The sequence below is a fragment of the Flavobacterium hankyongi genome, assembly GCF_036840915.1.
Classification (GTDB): Bacteria; Bacteroidota; Bacteroidia; order Flavobacteriales; family Flavobacteriaceae; genus Flavobacterium; species Flavobacterium hankyongi.
Window position 1 is genome coordinate 2,253,556 of record NZ_CP085725.1, and the last position, 15,305, is coordinate 2,268,860.

General features: G+C 27.6%; 13 protein-coding genes. 3 read left to right on the forward strand and 10 right to left on the reverse strand.

What is annotated here, in order from left to right; genetic code table 11:
* Nucleotides 1-2 precede the first annotated feature (2 nt).
* The 8 genes from LJY17_RS10435 to LJY17_RS10470 all read right to left on the reverse strand — a co-directional run bounded on the left by LJY17_RS10435 (nucleotide 3) and on the right by LJY17_RS10470 (nucleotide 10,668).
* Nucleotides 3-2,195: a peptidase domain-containing ABC transporter gene (locus tag LJY17_RS10435; RefSeq protein ID WP_264543763.1), complete on the reverse strand. Its 2,193-nt coding sequence runs from the start codon at nucleotides 2,193-2,195 to the stop codon at nucleotides 3-5.
* 137 nt (nucleotides 2,196-2,332) lie between these two features.
* Nucleotides 2,333-3,334, reverse strand: a complete 1,002-nt coding sequence (locus LJY17_RS10440) for a lysophospholipase (protein WP_264543764.1) — start codon at nucleotides 3,332-3,334, stop codon at nucleotides 2,333-2,335.
* A gap of 4 nt (nucleotides 3,335-3,338) precedes the next feature.
* Complete coding sequence (locus tag LJY17_RS10445) at nucleotides 3,339-6,356, reverse strand: lantibiotic dehydratase (RefSeq protein WP_264543765.1); 3,018 nt, start codon at nucleotides 6,354-6,356, stop codon at nucleotides 3,339-3,341.
* On the reverse strand, nucleotides 6,356-7,522 hold the full coding sequence (locus LJY17_RS10450) for a lanthionine synthetase LanC family protein (protein WP_264543766.1): 1,167 nt from the start codon (nucleotides 7,520-7,522) through the stop codon (nucleotides 6,356-6,358). Before LJY17_RS10450 ends, LJY17_RS10445 begins: the two co-directional genes overlap by 1 nt.
* 132 nt (nucleotides 7,523-7,654) lie before the next feature.
* A complete protein-coding gene (locus tag LJY17_RS10455; RefSeq protein WP_264543767.1) occupies nucleotides 7,655-7,858 on the reverse strand; it encodes a class I lanthipeptide in 204 nt (67 codons plus the stop codon).
* 327 nt (nucleotides 7,859-8,185) lie between these two features.
* Complete coding sequence (locus LJY17_RS10460; RefSeq protein WP_264543768.1) at nucleotides 8,186-8,410, reverse strand: hypothetical protein; 225 nt, start codon at nucleotides 8,408-8,410, stop codon at nucleotides 8,186-8,188.
* 428 nt (nucleotides 8,411-8,838) lie between these two features.
* Complete coding sequence (locus tag LJY17_RS10465) at nucleotides 8,839-9,030, reverse strand: hypothetical protein (protein ID WP_264543770.1); 192 nt, start codon at nucleotides 9,028-9,030, stop codon at nucleotides 8,839-8,841.
* A gap of 81 nt (nucleotides 9,031-9,111) precedes the next feature.
* Nucleotides 9,112-10,668 carry a vitamin K epoxide reductase family protein gene (locus LJY17_RS10470; protein WP_264543771.1) on the reverse strand — a complete coding sequence of 519 codons (1,557 nt, stop codon included), beginning with the start codon at nucleotides 10,666-10,668 and terminating at the stop codon, nucleotides 9,112-9,114.
* A 331-nt stretch (nucleotides 10,669-10,999) separates the two neighbouring features.
* Between LJY17_RS10470 and LJY17_RS10475 the strand changes: the two genes are divergently transcribed.
* Nucleotides 11,000-12,178 carry an acyl-CoA dehydrogenase family protein gene (locus tag LJY17_RS10475; protein ID WP_264543772.1) on the forward strand — a complete coding sequence of 393 codons (1,179 nt, stop codon included), beginning with the start codon at nucleotides 11,000-11,002 and terminating at the stop codon, nucleotides 12,176-12,178.
* Between the two features lie 55 nt (nucleotides 12,179-12,233).
* Here LJY17_RS10475 and LJY17_RS10480 read toward each other — a convergent pair whose 3' ends face one another.
* Both LJY17_RS10480 and LJY17_RS10485 read right to left on the reverse strand, forming a co-directional pair.
* Nucleotides 12,234-12,737, reverse strand: a complete 504-nt coding sequence (locus LJY17_RS10480) for a TlpA family protein disulfide reductase (RefSeq protein WP_264543773.1) — start codon at nucleotides 12,735-12,737, stop codon at nucleotides 12,234-12,236.
* Nucleotides 12,738-12,746: 9 nt separating this feature from the next.
* Nucleotides 12,747-13,625 carry a carboxypeptidase-like regulatory domain-containing protein gene (locus LJY17_RS10485; RefSeq protein WP_264543774.1) on the reverse strand — a complete coding sequence of 293 codons (879 nt, stop codon included), beginning with the start codon at nucleotides 13,623-13,625 and terminating at the stop codon, nucleotides 12,747-12,749.
* A gap of 266 nt (nucleotides 13,626-13,891) precedes the next feature.
* Here LJY17_RS10485 and LJY17_RS10490 point away from each other — a divergent pair, with 266 nt between their 5' ends.
* Nucleotides 13,892-14,389, forward strand: a complete 498-nt coding sequence (locus LJY17_RS10490) for a DinB family protein (RefSeq protein ID WP_264543775.1) — start codon at nucleotides 13,892-13,894, stop codon at nucleotides 14,387-14,389.
* A 116-nt stretch (nucleotides 14,390-14,505) separates the two neighbouring features.
* Nucleotides 14,506-15,291, forward strand: coding sequence for a DUF3050 domain-containing protein (locus LJY17_RS10495; RefSeq protein ID WP_264543776.1), 786 nt, complete (start codon nucleotides 14,506-14,508; stop codon nucleotides 15,289-15,291).
* Nucleotides 15,292-15,305: the final 14 nt, after the last annotated feature.

Below are 15,305 nucleotides of genomic sequence, written 5' to 3' on the forward strand. Positions count from 1 at the left end.
GATTAATTCCCTAATTGTAATTGATTTCTAACCAATTCAAAATAATTTCCTTTTTGTTCTACTAACGCCGAATGACTTCCCATTTCAATAATTTTACCCTTGTCAAGTACTACAATTTGATCAGCATTCATAACAGTACTCAATCGGTGAGCAATTACTACAACGGTTTTATCTTTAAAGAACATATCCAGTTTTCGCATAATTTCTTTTTCATTATTAGCATCTAATGCTGAAGTAGCCTCATCAAAAAACAACATTTCAGGGTTTTTATAAACTGCTCTAGCAATAAGCAATCGTTGTTTTTGACCAGTACTCATTCCTACTCCTTCCGTTCCAATTTTTGTATTGTATCCTAATGGAAGTCCATTTATATATTCTGTGATATTAGCAACATCAGCAGCATAAACTAAACGTTGTTTATCTACCTTGTCTACACCAACAGCAATATTATTGGCAATAGTATCATTAAAAATAAAGCCTTCTTGCATTACTGCACCAATACTATTTCTCCATGCTTTTTGAGAAACATTTTTGAGTTGTGCATTTCCAACAATCACTTCTCCTTTTTCAGGTTCATAGAATTTTAAAAGCAATTTCATCAAAGTAGTTTTTCCACTACCACTTACCCCAACAATTGCTGTTACTTTATTGGCAGGAATGATTAAATTAAGATCTTCCAGAACGGGCACATCAGAACCTAAATATCTATAGGTTAAATTTTTTATATGAATATCCTGATTACTTGGAACATCATGTGTTTGAAATTCTTCTTGTTGCACCTCATCTTCTTTCTCATGAATTTCCGATAAACGTGCTAAAGAGATTTTAGCATCCTGCAATTCTCTCACAAAACCTATCAATTGTGTAATAGGACCATTTAAGTTACCTACGATAGAACTAATTGCCATCATCATACCTAAAGTAATATCTCCATCGATAACTAGTTTTGCCGAAATGAAAACAATAAATATGTTTTTCAACTCATTGATGACTGATGAACCAATAGTTTGAGTTTGTTCTAAAACCAAACCTTTCATAGAAACTTTGAACAATCTAGCTTGTACATGTTCCCATCCCCAACGCTTTTGCTTTTCAGCATTATGGAGTTTTATTTCCTGCATCCCGTTGATGAGTTCCATTACTTTACTTTGTTCCTGGCTTACTTCAGAAAAACGCTTGTAATCTAGTGCTTCTCTTCGCTTTAAAAACAAAGTAATCCATCCAAAATACAGTAAACTACCAGCAAAAAAGACAAAGAATATTTGAAGATTATAATAGGCCAAAACACCTCCCATTACAATCATATTAATTACAGAGAATATTACATTCAGAGATGATGTGGTTAGTATTCTTTCAATCCTACGATGGTCATTAATACGTTGCATGATATCTCCCGTCATTCGCACATCAAAAAACGAAATAGGTAAATTCATTAATTTGATAAAGAAATCTGAAATCAGTGAAATATTAATCCTTGTAGATAAATGTAGTAAAATCCAACTTCTAATAAGCTCTATTCCCGTTCTCCCTGCAAATAAAAACAATTGTGCAAAGAGAATAAGATAGATAAAACTTATATTTTGATTTTGAATTCCTACATCGACAATACTTTGAGTCAAAAAAGGAAAAACCAACTGTAATAAAGTACCAGCTAGCAATCCTATACTCAACTGTATTAAAAACGATTTATACTTCCACAAATATTGATACAATATACCAAAGCCTAACGCTTTTTTCTCTTCCTTATCAAAATCAGTTTCAAAAAACTTGGGTGTTGTTTCTAATAATAAAGCTACACCTTCCTGTGTTTTATCATCGGCATTATTACCAATCCAAAACTTTAAAAACTCAGTCTCATTGTACTCTATTAGCCCAAATCCAGGATCAGAAACACGATACTTTCCTTTTTTAACATCATACAGGACCACGTAGTGTTCTTTGTTCCAATGCAACACACAAGGCAATGGTGCTTCTTGAAGACTCTCTAAATCTAGCTTTACACCTAAAGTTCTAAAACCAATACGCTCTGCCGCATCACTTAAGAAAAGTAAATTACTTCCCTCACGAGTAGTTTCAGAATAATCTCTTAGCTGCTGTATATTGATTGTCCGTCCATAATGTTTTGATATTATTTTTAAACATGTAGGTCCACAATCTTTGGCATCTGCCTGTATATATGAAGGAAATTTATTCAATTTAAATTGGTGTAAGTATAATAATTAATCTAAAACATTCAATCAATTTCAAAATAATCAATATTAGTCAACTTTCTTAAGTGTAATATAATATTCTAAAATTATTTATTTGATATTAAAATTTTCATTTAAAAAAATCAAACATTTAAAATCCATTTTATAATATTGTTCATTGCTGATTTGTCCATTTTATATAATGAAGTTCCTATGGGAGCGTTTTTTTCGGTCAGATAATGATTTAAATCTTGAAATATGTCTATTTGAATATACTTGTTATTAAATGATCTGATTAAATCAATCTCTCTTTTATGATTTATAATTTTATCCTTAGTTCCAGTTTGATAAAGAGTCGGAATATTAATCGTTTTTAAAACTTCTTCAATATTTTTGTTAAGCATTTCAATCAAAAAAGAATCATTAAGTAAGAGAATAAATTTTTTATTAAAGTTTCTACTTTTTATAAACTTTGCTAGCTCGGACTTTGTCAATTTAGGATTGTCTTTACTTATTAAACTAAAATAGTCTTTTAAAAAATTTATTATTTCATTTTTCGACTTGTGATCTCGCATGATTTGTGGGATATTATTTTCAAAATCCATTTCAATTTGATTTAAAATAAAATCTCCATTTTTAACAATTGGAGCTTCAATTAAAACTATGAAATCAGGATTTATATCGCTTTTTATTGTTTCAAGAATAGCAACACCGCCTATGCTATGACCTAACAATCCAATTTTTTTAGTTGCTTTTTTTTTCAAACTATTAAATGCAAAAACTAAATCATTTGATAAATCATTTGATAATTCTGAATACTTACCTTCCGATTTCCCAATACCTCTTTCATCAAATCTGAAAACTCCAATTCCATTCTCAAGTAAGTTTTCAGCTAAAATATAATGTGAATTTCTTGTATCTTTTCCGCTCCCAGGTATGATAATAACAATTTTTTCGAAATCTTTTTTAGGACTAATTAGTGTTCCTGATAACTTTATTTTTTCCTCAGTATTGAAAAATTCTATTTCTTCATGTTTATAGTTTTTTAAACTGTCAACCTCTTTTTCATATTTAAAGATATTTTGCGAAAAAAGAGTTAATGAAAAAAAGCAAAGGAAAACTGAAAATATTTTTTTTATGGTCATTTATTTAAAAAAATGTTTTTTCAAAATTATTTATTTTATCATAAAGCTTTCTAGATTTAATTGATTTATAATATTTTGACAAAAAATCATATACTATAAATTCATTCCATCTATTGTCTTTCATAAACAGTCTATTTAATGACATATGAATATAACTAGAAAGAATAAAATTTATATCACTGAATTCATTATTTTTCAAAATATCAAAAATATTTTTGGTTTGAATATTTCTTTTAGCATGAATTTCATGCAATTCAGGATAATCATTTGAATTAGAATAGAATGGAAATAAACTATCTATCAAATTTTTATTATTTCTATATTTATCTTTTAAGAACTCCGCATGATTTTTCTGTTCTCCGAATTCTTTATAAAAACTTTTCCTTAAATTACTAGTAAACTCCAATTTTTGTTCGATATTATAATCAACAGCATTCAGTAAATATTCTATATTTAGCATCCCAATTATATGCTTCAAATCATTATTTATATTAGGTAATTTTAATATTGACAAAATATAAATAGAGTCATAATGAAAGAAAGACTCAGAACATTCAATATCAAAATTTTTTATAACGTATCTTGAATTTTCCCTTCTATACGTATCGATTGAGAACTTATAAACATATTCATTTTTAACATAGTAGTTAATTTCATTAATAAAATTATAAAGTATGTTTTTTCTAGAAGAATCTGTCGGCGATAAAAATCTTATTCTCAAATGATGACCATACTCATCATCATAATATCTTATGAAAAACCATTTCTCTATATCTGAACTAAATTTATTAGCAAATGCATCAATATCAGAAGTTAGAATTTTTTCTAATATTTTGTTACCTCCATATATTTTGAAATAAACCCAATCATTGTCGTCTGTTAAAAAGTCTTTTGTTTTTACAACATTTTCTTTTTTAGGAGCTTTTAAACCTTTATTTTTATTAATAAATGGCAAATGAAATTCATTGGAACAAACTTCACCATTAATATTTTTGATATTATCACTTGGAAAAAAATATTCTCTTAAAATAATTCTATTACTTTTTTTTATCTCATCTAAAAAACACTGTACTGATAACTCATTATCAAGATTGACAAATAAATTATTATCTCCATTGATTAGTAAAAATATTTTGGGAAGTTTAAATTTAGTTTCAAAAATTTTTTTTGAAAAGATTTCTTTTATATAATTTATATCTGAATTCTCTAAAACCCATGTTTTTGGGAAAAGAATAATATTTTTATAAACGACCCTAGGAAAGACTGAAATATTATTAAGTATTTTTCCAAAATTAAAACTTAAACCTCTTATCTTAGACTGATTTTGAACATCACAGAGGAATCTATATATCGGGAGAGTAGACGCATCATAATTATGCGCGTTATTTAGTCTTGGGATTATATATTTATTATGCTTTTTTGAAACTAAAAAAACTATATTTTCAATAATTTCAATATTGATATCTTGTATGTTAATTTCAAACTCTTCATCTAAGGTACTATTTGCTAAATATGAAATATTATAATCATAAATTTTCTTTCTAAATAAAATATTACCAGTTCTTGATTCAGGCAAGTGTAAAATTTCAGCTATTATAAAATCTTCATAAAAATCTATTTCATGTTTAGCTATTTTATTAACTAAATCATATATATTATCATTCAAATGTGTAAATCTCCCAAATAAATCATTTGCAGAATTTCCTCCAACAAAATCAAAAAGAATCATTTCACTCTCTTCTGATTTAACTAAGCTAAAAACTGCGTTAAACGAAGCTTGCATATTATCTTTATTAATATTTAGCCTAGTTATGTCTTTATCATCCAAGTATAAGACATCCTTACCAATATTCTCATAAAAAATCTTAAAGATATCAATCTCTTTTGTTACAATCTCATTTTTATCAAAATGTTGCGGGTATTTAATACCTAAATCAGGATCCAACACAATAGTTAATGGTTGAATGGTTGTATCATATCGTTTAGAAAAAGTCTCCATAAAAGCATCTAAATTAGATTTAGGCTTTATATAATTTCTATTTAGTATTGGAAACACATCTAAAATTTGTGTAAAGACTTCCTTATTTAAACTACTGCTCTCTGCATCCAAATAACAATCAACTTGAACTAGCTTACTCTTGTTATAATCTATTCCTAGTTTATCAATTTCTTTATATAATTTTTCATATATATCTAAAGAGAATATTTCACTATCAATTTGATTTAAAATATTTTGGACATTTTCAACAATAGCAATGTAAAAACTTACATTATTTGTATTTAGTTCATTTAATACTTTTAAAATTTCACTAATAGGATTATCTGTTACAATAGACGGTTCTAAATTGCTTATTAAAATTTGACTATCTATAAGAAGATTAATAAAATCTTTTGAATCATCATAAGCTATCTCATCATCAACTAAACATTCTACATAATAATTGAATTTTTGATAACCTCTTGCATTATTTACTATTTTTTCTATATAGATGTCTTTTTCTATAGATGAAATTTCATATTTTTTTTGAAAAGTTAAAATTTTTGATTCTATATATCTATAACTGTCGTTTAAATTATAAAAAGATGAATTTAATTTATACTTCAAACCCTCCCTAAATTCTTGTTTTTTTTCAACGACTTGAATAAATTGTGAAATAAAGAAATTATCAATTCGAGTTGTTCTTTTCAATCGTGAATAATTAACACTCGTTTTTTCTTTTAAAGGAATAACAGATACTGCAGAAAACATACCAAAAGGCGTACATCTAGTACTATATCTTTGATAATATTTAGCTAAAGAAATAAATATTTTTTTTTTTACATCTTTATTGGTATTATTTTCAATATATTTTGATACTTCTTCAAACAATATAGGTGAGGCAAGAAAAATTACTTCTTTAAAGTTTGTATTTTTAAATTCTTCAATTAAAAAATGTTCAGAAATATTAAAAACCTTATAAAAAGGATTCAATGAGCTTCTGACTATTGTATTATTTAAACTACTTATATTTTCAATCATCATTAATTAAGTAAAAAAAATCTATCCCAATTGTTCTCTAAATTAGCATCTTCAAGAGAATCAATAATAACCATTCCCAATCCACAAGAACCATCTAACAAACAAAAATTCTCTTTATAACCTGAACTCATATTGTCATATTTATGAAATAATTTTTCCGATTTAACTATTTCTTCCATAAATAATGTATAATTATTTATCAAACTTTCTTTCTTTAAAATTTGGTACCACTTTTTGTTAAGATATGCAACACCGGACAGACCATGACAAAACATATTATCATAAAATGGGTTTGTTATAGCTAATTCTATGGAATTCTTTTTTGACCAATGTTGAACTATTTCTATTGAAAAATCAACAATTTTTTTTAAGCCTAAAACCTCTCCTGCTTTGTATATGCAATAACTTATTGTTTGATCTCCGTAGCACCAACCTAAACTAACCTCATAATTAGAATTCCCTCTTGAGAAACCTTGAGAAGGGAAACAGCTTTGTTTGTTTGTGTTGAAAAAGTATTTATAAACTTCAATTATATTTAGTATGTTTTGTTTGTATCTATTTTCATTTGTCAATTTAAATAGTTTTGTAAAATATACTAAATAGGATGATAACCCATGAGACAATCCAAAATTTATTAATTCAACATTATTTTCATTTAATTGTATTCTTGATAAATGATTTTCAATTATTAGTGTTGTTGTTTCAAAATAAACATTGTAATCTTCAGAAATGTTTTGAGTTAAATTAAATTCTAAAAAATAATTTGCAATTCCTAAGTTCCCATGCAAAAAATCAATTTTATTCAAATCAACAGCCTCTTTTTTTAAATTTGAAAGAAAAAGAGAATCAACCTCTTTTAAAAAATCTGAATAATCATAATCCTCCAACAATCCTTCCTCTTCTAAATGTCTAATTAAAAAAGTTACTCCAACCAAACCATCACAAAAAAAAAGATTATATTGTTGATTATTCAATGCGAAAAATAATTTTTCTATCATTTTTCTAAAATTTAGCAAATTAGCCTCTAATCTGTTTTTTTTTAGATATATTGAATAAAATAAAATTTGCCCACTCAATCCTGTATAAAGTGACAAAGAATTGCTTTCTAAATTTTCAAATATATTTTTATTTATTTCGTCGAAAAAGGATGTCAAAAAATCATTTTTCATTGTATTAGGTAATTTTTGAGAATTATTTTTTAAGAATTAAACTTTAATGCTATAGAGTTATCGAATTAAAAACAATATCTTCAAACAAAATGCTGTTTAAACAATGTTTAAACAGCATTTATTTTAAAATATTTACGGATTAATTACCGTAGGCTCAGTTCCAGGAACCCTTGTCGAACCTGATCCTCCTATCTTAATACACCAACAACATGTAAAACCATGATCAGTACTTGGACTTGATTTACCACCATCTGCTTCAACTAACCCTCCATGAATATTTGACATTTCAACATTAGTCAATTCAACTATTTTTTCTTTTTTAAGTTCTAGTTTCATAAATTTTTAATTTTAGTTAATAATTTTCAAAACATTCAACAACTTTAAGTTTACTACGTGCACTTAGCTTTTTTAAGAATTGTAAGAATAGTTTTGCTTTTACAAATCTAAATATTATTTTAAGAATTAAAAATTTACATTAAAAAATAGTAAATAAAACAAATCTACTATGATGAATATGCATATACACAACATTTGCATCAAAGTACTTTATTAAAAAACATTTAATTTTCAAGTCTGAATATCAACAAGAAACTCTTTCTATTTTTTAATTTAAGAAAAATTCCTAAACAAAAAAGGTGAAAAATCCCTTTTTTTAAAAAAATCCTAATACTGTGATGGTGGAATATACGGACCGCAGAAATAAGCCTTACAGATTCCTAAAGAAAAAGAGTAATCGTGTCCTTCAGGTCTTGTTGCCATACAATTTTCTAAACTTGAACCTTCCCAAAATTGATAATTACACCCTTTGGGAATTCCTCCGTTAATTTCTTTTTGCTCATCACTAGATAGCTTTTGAGTTCCTTCTAAATTTAAAATGCTTTTTAACATGAGTCAGTTTTAATTATAACAATTTTAAAATCAATTAAAAGATTGTCATTTGATTAGTGATTTTTTAAGGTTCTACCGTATAACGGCACGGAGGTGCGCAAAGTAAGCTGTAATATTTACAAGCATTTGTTGATGGATCAATACAGTCCTTTAAACCTCCTTTAATCGATTTTTGCTCATTTTTAGATAATGTCTTTGCACCATCTAAGTTTAAAATGTTTTTTAACATGATTATTAATTTTTAAAGTTTTTTAATTACCTAAACAAGAATAATCCCATTTTGAGCAATATTGTGTAGTTGGTTTCCATTGTAAACAGCATAAAGGAACTCTACCTCCGGTGATTATTTTTTGCTCATTTTTAGATAATGCCTAAGCACCTTCTAAGTTTAAAATGTTTTTTAACATAATTTCTATTTTTTAAAATAATTAATAATTACAACATTTACAGGTTGTATTATAAACTCCTTCTGCTGCAAAACAATCTGCTGCAGTAACATTTACTACACAACCAGCCGCTATAGCATCAGCACATTGTTTTGTAATACCTCCATTAATTGATTTTTGTTCATTGCTAGACAATTCTTGTATACCTTCTAATTTTAAAATGTTTTTTAACATAACTTAATGGTTTATTTATTTGGTTTATTTCTCAATCCTTTAAAGACTGTTGAGACTCAGTCTGCTCCTGGCCAGGATATTTTATTGTGCTATATACTCATATTGAAGTCTGTTTTCTTCCTCAAAATCATTCATGAAATAATATAGATCTGATATTTCATATTCATTTGGAAAGAGCTTAGCATTAATAATCTTAACAGGTGAATAGTTAAATTCATTCTCAGCACACCAATTATACTGATCATACATTTCATTATTTATTATCATATCATGAACGTCAACACCCCATTTTTCCTTCCAAGCATCTAATCCAATTTCATTAATGTGCCAATCTACTAAAGCCGTTCTAGATTTATTGGGATCAACAGAATTGAGATACAATAAATTTTGAACAATTATTTGATACTTATTTTGTTTGTTTTCAGGATTAACATTGAATAAGATTTTTAAATAAATGTTCTCAGGATTTTTTTTATAAAGTTTATAGGCATCTCCAAAAGCTTTGTGACAATGTCCGCAACTAGGACTCAAGAAAAGTGTAATATTTGTTGCAGCATCAAAATTTCCAAATCCAATACCTTTTAATTTTTCCAAATTATTTTTAGATGCAATTTCTTTAGTCAGAGATTTAAAAACTTTAAAGTTTCTCTTAAATCTTTTTAACTCTTTTACTTCTTTTGTAGCTTTAATTTCTCTATCTAAAACTGGTTTGATTAAAAACCATCCCGAAAAAATTAATGTTATTGAAAATAAATAAGTGACAAGTCCAGATGAAATAACTGTATTAACATTAAATAAACTAAAAACAAAAAATACTCCTTGCAATAAAACAACTCCTGAAACAGCTAAACAAAGTAAACACCATTTTTTAATTTTAACCTTCTGGATCCAAACCGAATACACTAGAAAAGGAATAGCTAGCAAACTCAATCCAGATATAATACTAACTGAAAAAATTGGACTTAATAACAACGATAACAAGTTAGACCCAAAAAACAATAACGGTAAATCTGTAAAACTCAACCAACTTGTAATCTGGCTTTGATCAGATTTAATAACTGAATCACAAGATGATTCCTGATTCATATTACAAAATTTGGAAACTATTTCTGTTTTTATTCCAAATTTTTCTTGGAGAATTAAAACACTTAAAGCGAGACCTAAAATTGACAATCCTAAAAGAAAAATCAAACTAACAGTATACTCATTAAAAAATGCAGAAAATAAAATCAACAACATCATTGAAAGTCCCAGTAAAACATATTTTGATCCTTTCGCTTGAGTTATTTCCTTCTCTGAATTTGGTTCTATAGCAATAATAATCTGATCCCAATCACGAATAAACAAATCGGGCGTCAACTTCGATTTCTTCCCTTTTTCATCTAGAATAGTTATTAAATCATTTTTTTTGGAAAGCAAAACCAATTCTCCTTTGTAAAGTGTCAAAAAAGTTTCAGGCAATTCAATAAATTGCTCTTTTGGTATTTTTATAGCAAGATTTTCAATCCCCAATAAACTTAGCGAGTCAGTAATAGCATATAAACTAGGATAGTTGGGATGAGAAGAAAATAAGTCTTCAAATTCCTCTACTACATTTGAATATTTGTTCTCAATTAACAATTTTTTTACTAAATGCATAGTTCTTTATTATTTTTTATAGAAATTTCTTACAAATATGTAACGAATTTGCAAATAAAAAAATTGTTTACTGTTAAATAATTTGGTAAAATTTATTTAAATCATTATTTCGGGAATTAATTCAAAAATTGGTAACATATTTATATATGGCAAGAACATCAACTATTTAACCAAAATCATTTCAGATCTTAAAAATATCAACTTATATAAAAAATAGTTAGCTAAAAATTATAACATTCCTTAATTGATTTGTTACAAATCTTTACTTACTTTTGTGACCTATTATTAACAGATTGCTCCGCATAACTGCGTCGCACATAATGCATTAATTATGAAACCAGATTTATTTCAATCTCCTGATTATTATTTGTTAGATGATTTACTAACAGAAGAACATAAATTAGTACGCGATTCAGCGCGTGCATGGGTAAAACGAGAAGTTTCTCCAATCATTGAAGAATATGCTCAAAAAGCTGAGTTTCCTCATCAAATTGTAAAAGGTCTTGCTGAAATTGGAGGTTTTGGTCCTTACATTCCTGTTGAATATGGTGGTGCTGGTCTTGATCAAATTTCATACGGATTAATCATGCAAGAAATTGAACGTGGTGATTCTGGTGTACGCTCAACATCTTCAGTTCAGTCTTCATTAGTAATGTATCCTATCTGGAAATATGGAAACGAAGAACAACGTATGAAATATTTGCCAAAATTAGCTACCGGAGATTGGATTGGTTGCTTTGGTTTAACTGAACCAGATCATGGATCTAATCCAGGTGGAATGGTAACTAATTTTAAAGACATGGGTGACCATTATCTTTTAAATGGTGCCAAAATGTGGATTTCTAATGCTCCTTTTGCACAAATTGCTGTAGTTTGGGCTAAAAATGAAGAAGGAAGAATTCATGGATTGATTGTTGAAAGAGGAATGGAAGGCTTCACTACTCCTGAAACGCATAACAAATGGTCTTTACGTGCATCTGCTACTGGAGAACTTATTTTTGACAACGTAAAAGTTCCTAAAGAAAACTTATTACCTAACAAATCTGGACTTGGAGCACCACTTGGATGTTTAGATTCAGCACGTTATGGTATTGCTTGGGGAGCAATCGGAGCAGCAATGGATTGTTATGATACAGCTTTAAGATACTCTAAAGAAAGAATTCAGTTCGACAAACCAATTGGTGCTACGCAATTACAACAAAAGAAATTAGCTGAAATGATTACTGAAATCACGAAAGCGCAATTATTAACTTGGAGACTTGGAGTATTAAGAAATGAAGGTAGAGCAACTTCTGCTCAAATTTCAATGGCAAAACGTAACAACGTAAACATGGCAATCGAGATTGCTCGTGAAGCTCGTCAAATGTTAGGAGGAATGGGTATTACAGGTGAATATTCAATCATGCGTCATATGATGAACTTAGAATCTGTTATTACATATGAAGGAACTCACGATATCCACTTGTTAATTACAGGTATGGATGTAACCGGTTTCTCTGCATTTAAATAATTGAATAATAAATAATTTGATAAAAAAAGCTTCCTTGATTTAGGAAGTTTTTTTATTATAAATACTTTTCTAGTTCTTCCTTAATCCCCTTATCACCTGGGCTTGGCGCATTGCTATTCACTAATTTTCCTGATTTGTCAAAAATTAAATAATGAGGGATTCCTTGTATTTTAAGCCCATTTAAAGCTGCTGATTTTTTAAATCCCATTGTCATAAAATTATACTTAAATTCAGACAAAGACTCTTTATCACAAGCATTTTTCCATTCTTTTTCATCTAAATCCATTGACAAGTAAACAAAGGTAACCTTCTCTCCATATTTTTTATGAAGTTTTAAAGATTTTGGCAATTCCTTTCTACAAGGAGCGCACCAACTAGCCCAAAAATCAACATAAATAACCTTACCTTTATTTTCTTCAACGATTTGATCAAGCGAGTTAATTTTCTCTTGAGCTATTTCTTTCTTTGAGTTATTAATACCAATAAAATCATTCTTTTTGCTCAGTATTAAAAAAAATGAAATTATAGATACTGTTGATATAATTATTTTTTGTAACATTTTTTACTTTTAAAATTCAACATCCATTAAATAATGGCATTTTACTTCAACCCAAACATTACTTCTATCATCAAGCAATTCGTATCTTCCTTTTATATATGATTTCCTAATATAATTTCTATTATATGCGTATGCTTTGATGGCAGGGACAGCAGATATGGTGCCAATTTTTGATTGAATAAATGAAGTAGGGTATTTGTCTTTATTTAATATTTCCAAAACTATAAAAATTCCTTCAGCAGGAATTGTTAAATTATATTGCGAAACATCAATTTTAACATACCTATTTTTATCGTTTTTTTTTGTTTCAATACTATTTTCTAGAATTGGCTTTTCTGGCAACCCTGACAAATTATCAACACTATATAAATTAGCTTTAAATGGTAAATACTCCAAACCTTTAACTCCTTGAAAATCTGAAATTTCATAAATCAAATTTTTAATAATTCTACTTTTATTTGATTCTTCACTTGGAATAAAGACTGCTATAGTATTATTCCAACTAAAATTGCATGTAGATTTCTTTAGTTTATTAGTAAAAGGTAAAGTATAAATTTGGTTATTTTTGTAATTTACTAAATTTACTTGATCCAAATTTCTTACTATTTCTTCCAAATAGAATATAGTATCTGATATTTTTGAATACTCTCTAATTTGATAAGATAGATGACTTATTTTAACACTTTTCAAAGAATTTGTGTCGTTGATTTTAAATCTACCCTTTATGTCAGATATTTTAGTTAATGTAATTCCACCAAAATTAAATGTGATTGAAGCTCCTTCAATTGGCATTTTTGTTTCTTTTGAAAAAACATATCCTTCAAAAGCAAATTCTTGAGAATATGTATAGTCAATAAAAAGTAGAAAAAAAATAAGATAAATTTTCATTTTAGCATTTTTAAATTTAAAGCTCATATTATAAACAGGAAGTAAATCAATTAAAAAAATATTTAAAAAAAATCTTACGAATATGAAACGGAATTGGAAATAAAAAAATTATTTAATATAAAATAATTTATAAAATTTTTCCGTTAAAAATGACTCTCAGACTTAGATCAAATTATAAAAACAAAAAGAAACAACTAAATCATTTTAAGAGAGCCTTTATAAAGGCTCTCTTTTATTTTCATTACATTTGATATAAAATAAATCTTATGAAACTAAATGAATTTTTACTTCCGGAATTTCTATATGAAACAGCAAATACAAGAAAATTATTAGCTGCAATCCCTGAAGAACATTTCGATTACAAATCGAATGAAAAAGCAATGAGTTTGTCACAATTAGCAAATCATATTGCCGAAATCCCAACATGGGTTCCTGCTACTTTTCTATATCCTGAACTTGATTTTGGAAAAATTAAATATGAAGCTCCTAACCACAATACAGTTAGTGAACTTTTGGCTTTTTATGATAAAAACATTGAAGAAGCGACAAAATTAATGCATGAGGTTAGTAATGAGACTTTACACGAAAACTGGACTATGAGAAATGGAGAAACAGTCTATTTTACTATGCCTAAATTATCTGTTTACAGAACATTTATAATGAATCACACTATTCATCATCGCGGCCAACTTACAGCCTATTTAAGAGCATTAAACTGTAAATTCCCTGGAATGTATGGACCAACCGCAGATGATGCCATGTAATTAAACCAATACAAAATCAATTGATAAAAGCTTCTCTATTAAGGGAAGCTTTTTTATTTTTGCACTACGAAAAAACTCTATTATATTTTTTTCGTATATACATAAAAATTATCCCAATGAATACTCAATCTATAAATAACAATATCCAAGCCCAAAAGGATATTTTACTTAACCACCCATTATATACTCAAATTAAAACAATCGAAGATTTACAAAGCTTTCTTGAAATTCATGTATATGCTGTTTGGGATTTTATGTCGCTTTTAAAAGCATTGCAACAAAAATTAACTTGTACCACTACTCCATGGATTGCTTCTAAAAACCCTGAAACAAGATACTTAATTAACGAAATAGTTTTAGCAGAAGAATCTGATTTAGGATTAGATGGAAGACGACTAAGCCATTATGAAATGTACATTGAAGCAATGCAAGACTGTAAAGCTTCAACTTCAGAAATAGAACAATTTTTATTAAATGTAGAAGATACTAAAAATGTATTCATTGCAATAAAGAGCAGCTCACTTGATGAGGCTGTCAAAGATTTTTTGAATTTCACTTTTAAAGTTATTGAAAAGGGAGAAGTTCACGAGATAGCTTCTGCATTTACTTTTGGTCGCGAGGATCTGATTCCGAATATGTTTACCGAAATTCTTCGCAATTTTAAAGCTAACTTTCCTGAAACTAATCTTTCTAAACTAATTTATTACTTTGAAAGACATATAGAATTGGATGCAGATGAACATGGCCCAATGGCAATGAAAATGATTGAAGAATTAGCCGAAAACGACCCAATTAAATGGGCAGAAATGGAAGAAATAGCCATTGAAGCATTGGAAAAAAGAATTGGATTGTGGAATGCAATTGAAAAAAGAATTAAAGAAAAAGAATTATCTTTAGCATAAATCTTAAATGATAA

Excerpts from the sequence above, each read along its gene's own strand:
- LJY17_RS10465 (WP_264543770.1), bottom strand. The coding sequence starts at position 9,030 with ATGTTAAAAAACATTTTAAAATTAGAAGGTATACAAGAATTGTCTAGC.
- LJY17_RS10470 (WP_264543771.1), bottom strand. The coding sequence starts at position 10,668 with ATGCATTTAGTAAAAAAATTGTTAATTGAGAACAAATATTCAAATGTA.
- LJY17_RS10440 (WP_264543764.1), bottom strand. The coding sequence starts at position 3,334 with ATGACCATAAAAAAAATATTTTCAGTTTTCCTTTGCTTTTTTTCATTA.
- LJY17_RS10490 (WP_264543775.1), top strand. The coding sequence starts at position 13,892 with ATGAAACTAAATGAATTTTTACTTCCGGAATTTCTATATGAAACAGCA.
- LJY17_RS10480 (WP_264543773.1), bottom strand. The coding sequence starts at position 12,737 with ATGTTACAAAAAATAATTATATCAACAGTATCTATAATTTCATTTTTT.
- LJY17_RS10455 (WP_264543767.1), bottom strand. The coding sequence starts at position 7,858 with ATGAAACTAGAACTTAAAAAAGAAAAAATAGTTGAATTGACTAATGTT.
- LJY17_RS10460 (WP_264543768.1), bottom strand. The coding sequence starts at position 8,410 with ATGTTAAAAAGCATTTTAAATTTAGAAGGAACTCAAAAGCTATCTAGT.
- LJY17_RS10495 (WP_264543776.1), top strand. The coding sequence starts at position 14,506 with ATGAATACTCAATCTATAAATAACAATATCCAAGCCCAAAAGGATATT.
- LJY17_RS10475 (WP_264543772.1), top strand. The coding sequence starts at position 11,000 with ATGAAACCAGATTTATTTCAATCTCCTGATTATTATTTGTTAGATGAT.
- LJY17_RS10485 (WP_264543774.1), bottom strand. The coding sequence starts at position 13,625 with ATGAAAATTTATCTTATTTTTTTTCTACTTTTTATTGACTATACATAT.
- LJY17_RS10445 (WP_264543765.1), bottom strand. The coding sequence starts at position 6,356 with ATGATGATTGAAAATATAAGTAGTTTAAATAATACAATAGTCAGAAGC.
- LJY17_RS10450 (WP_264543766.1), bottom strand. The coding sequence starts at position 7,522 with ATGAAAAATGATTTTTTGACATCCTTTTTCGACGAAATAAATAAAAAT.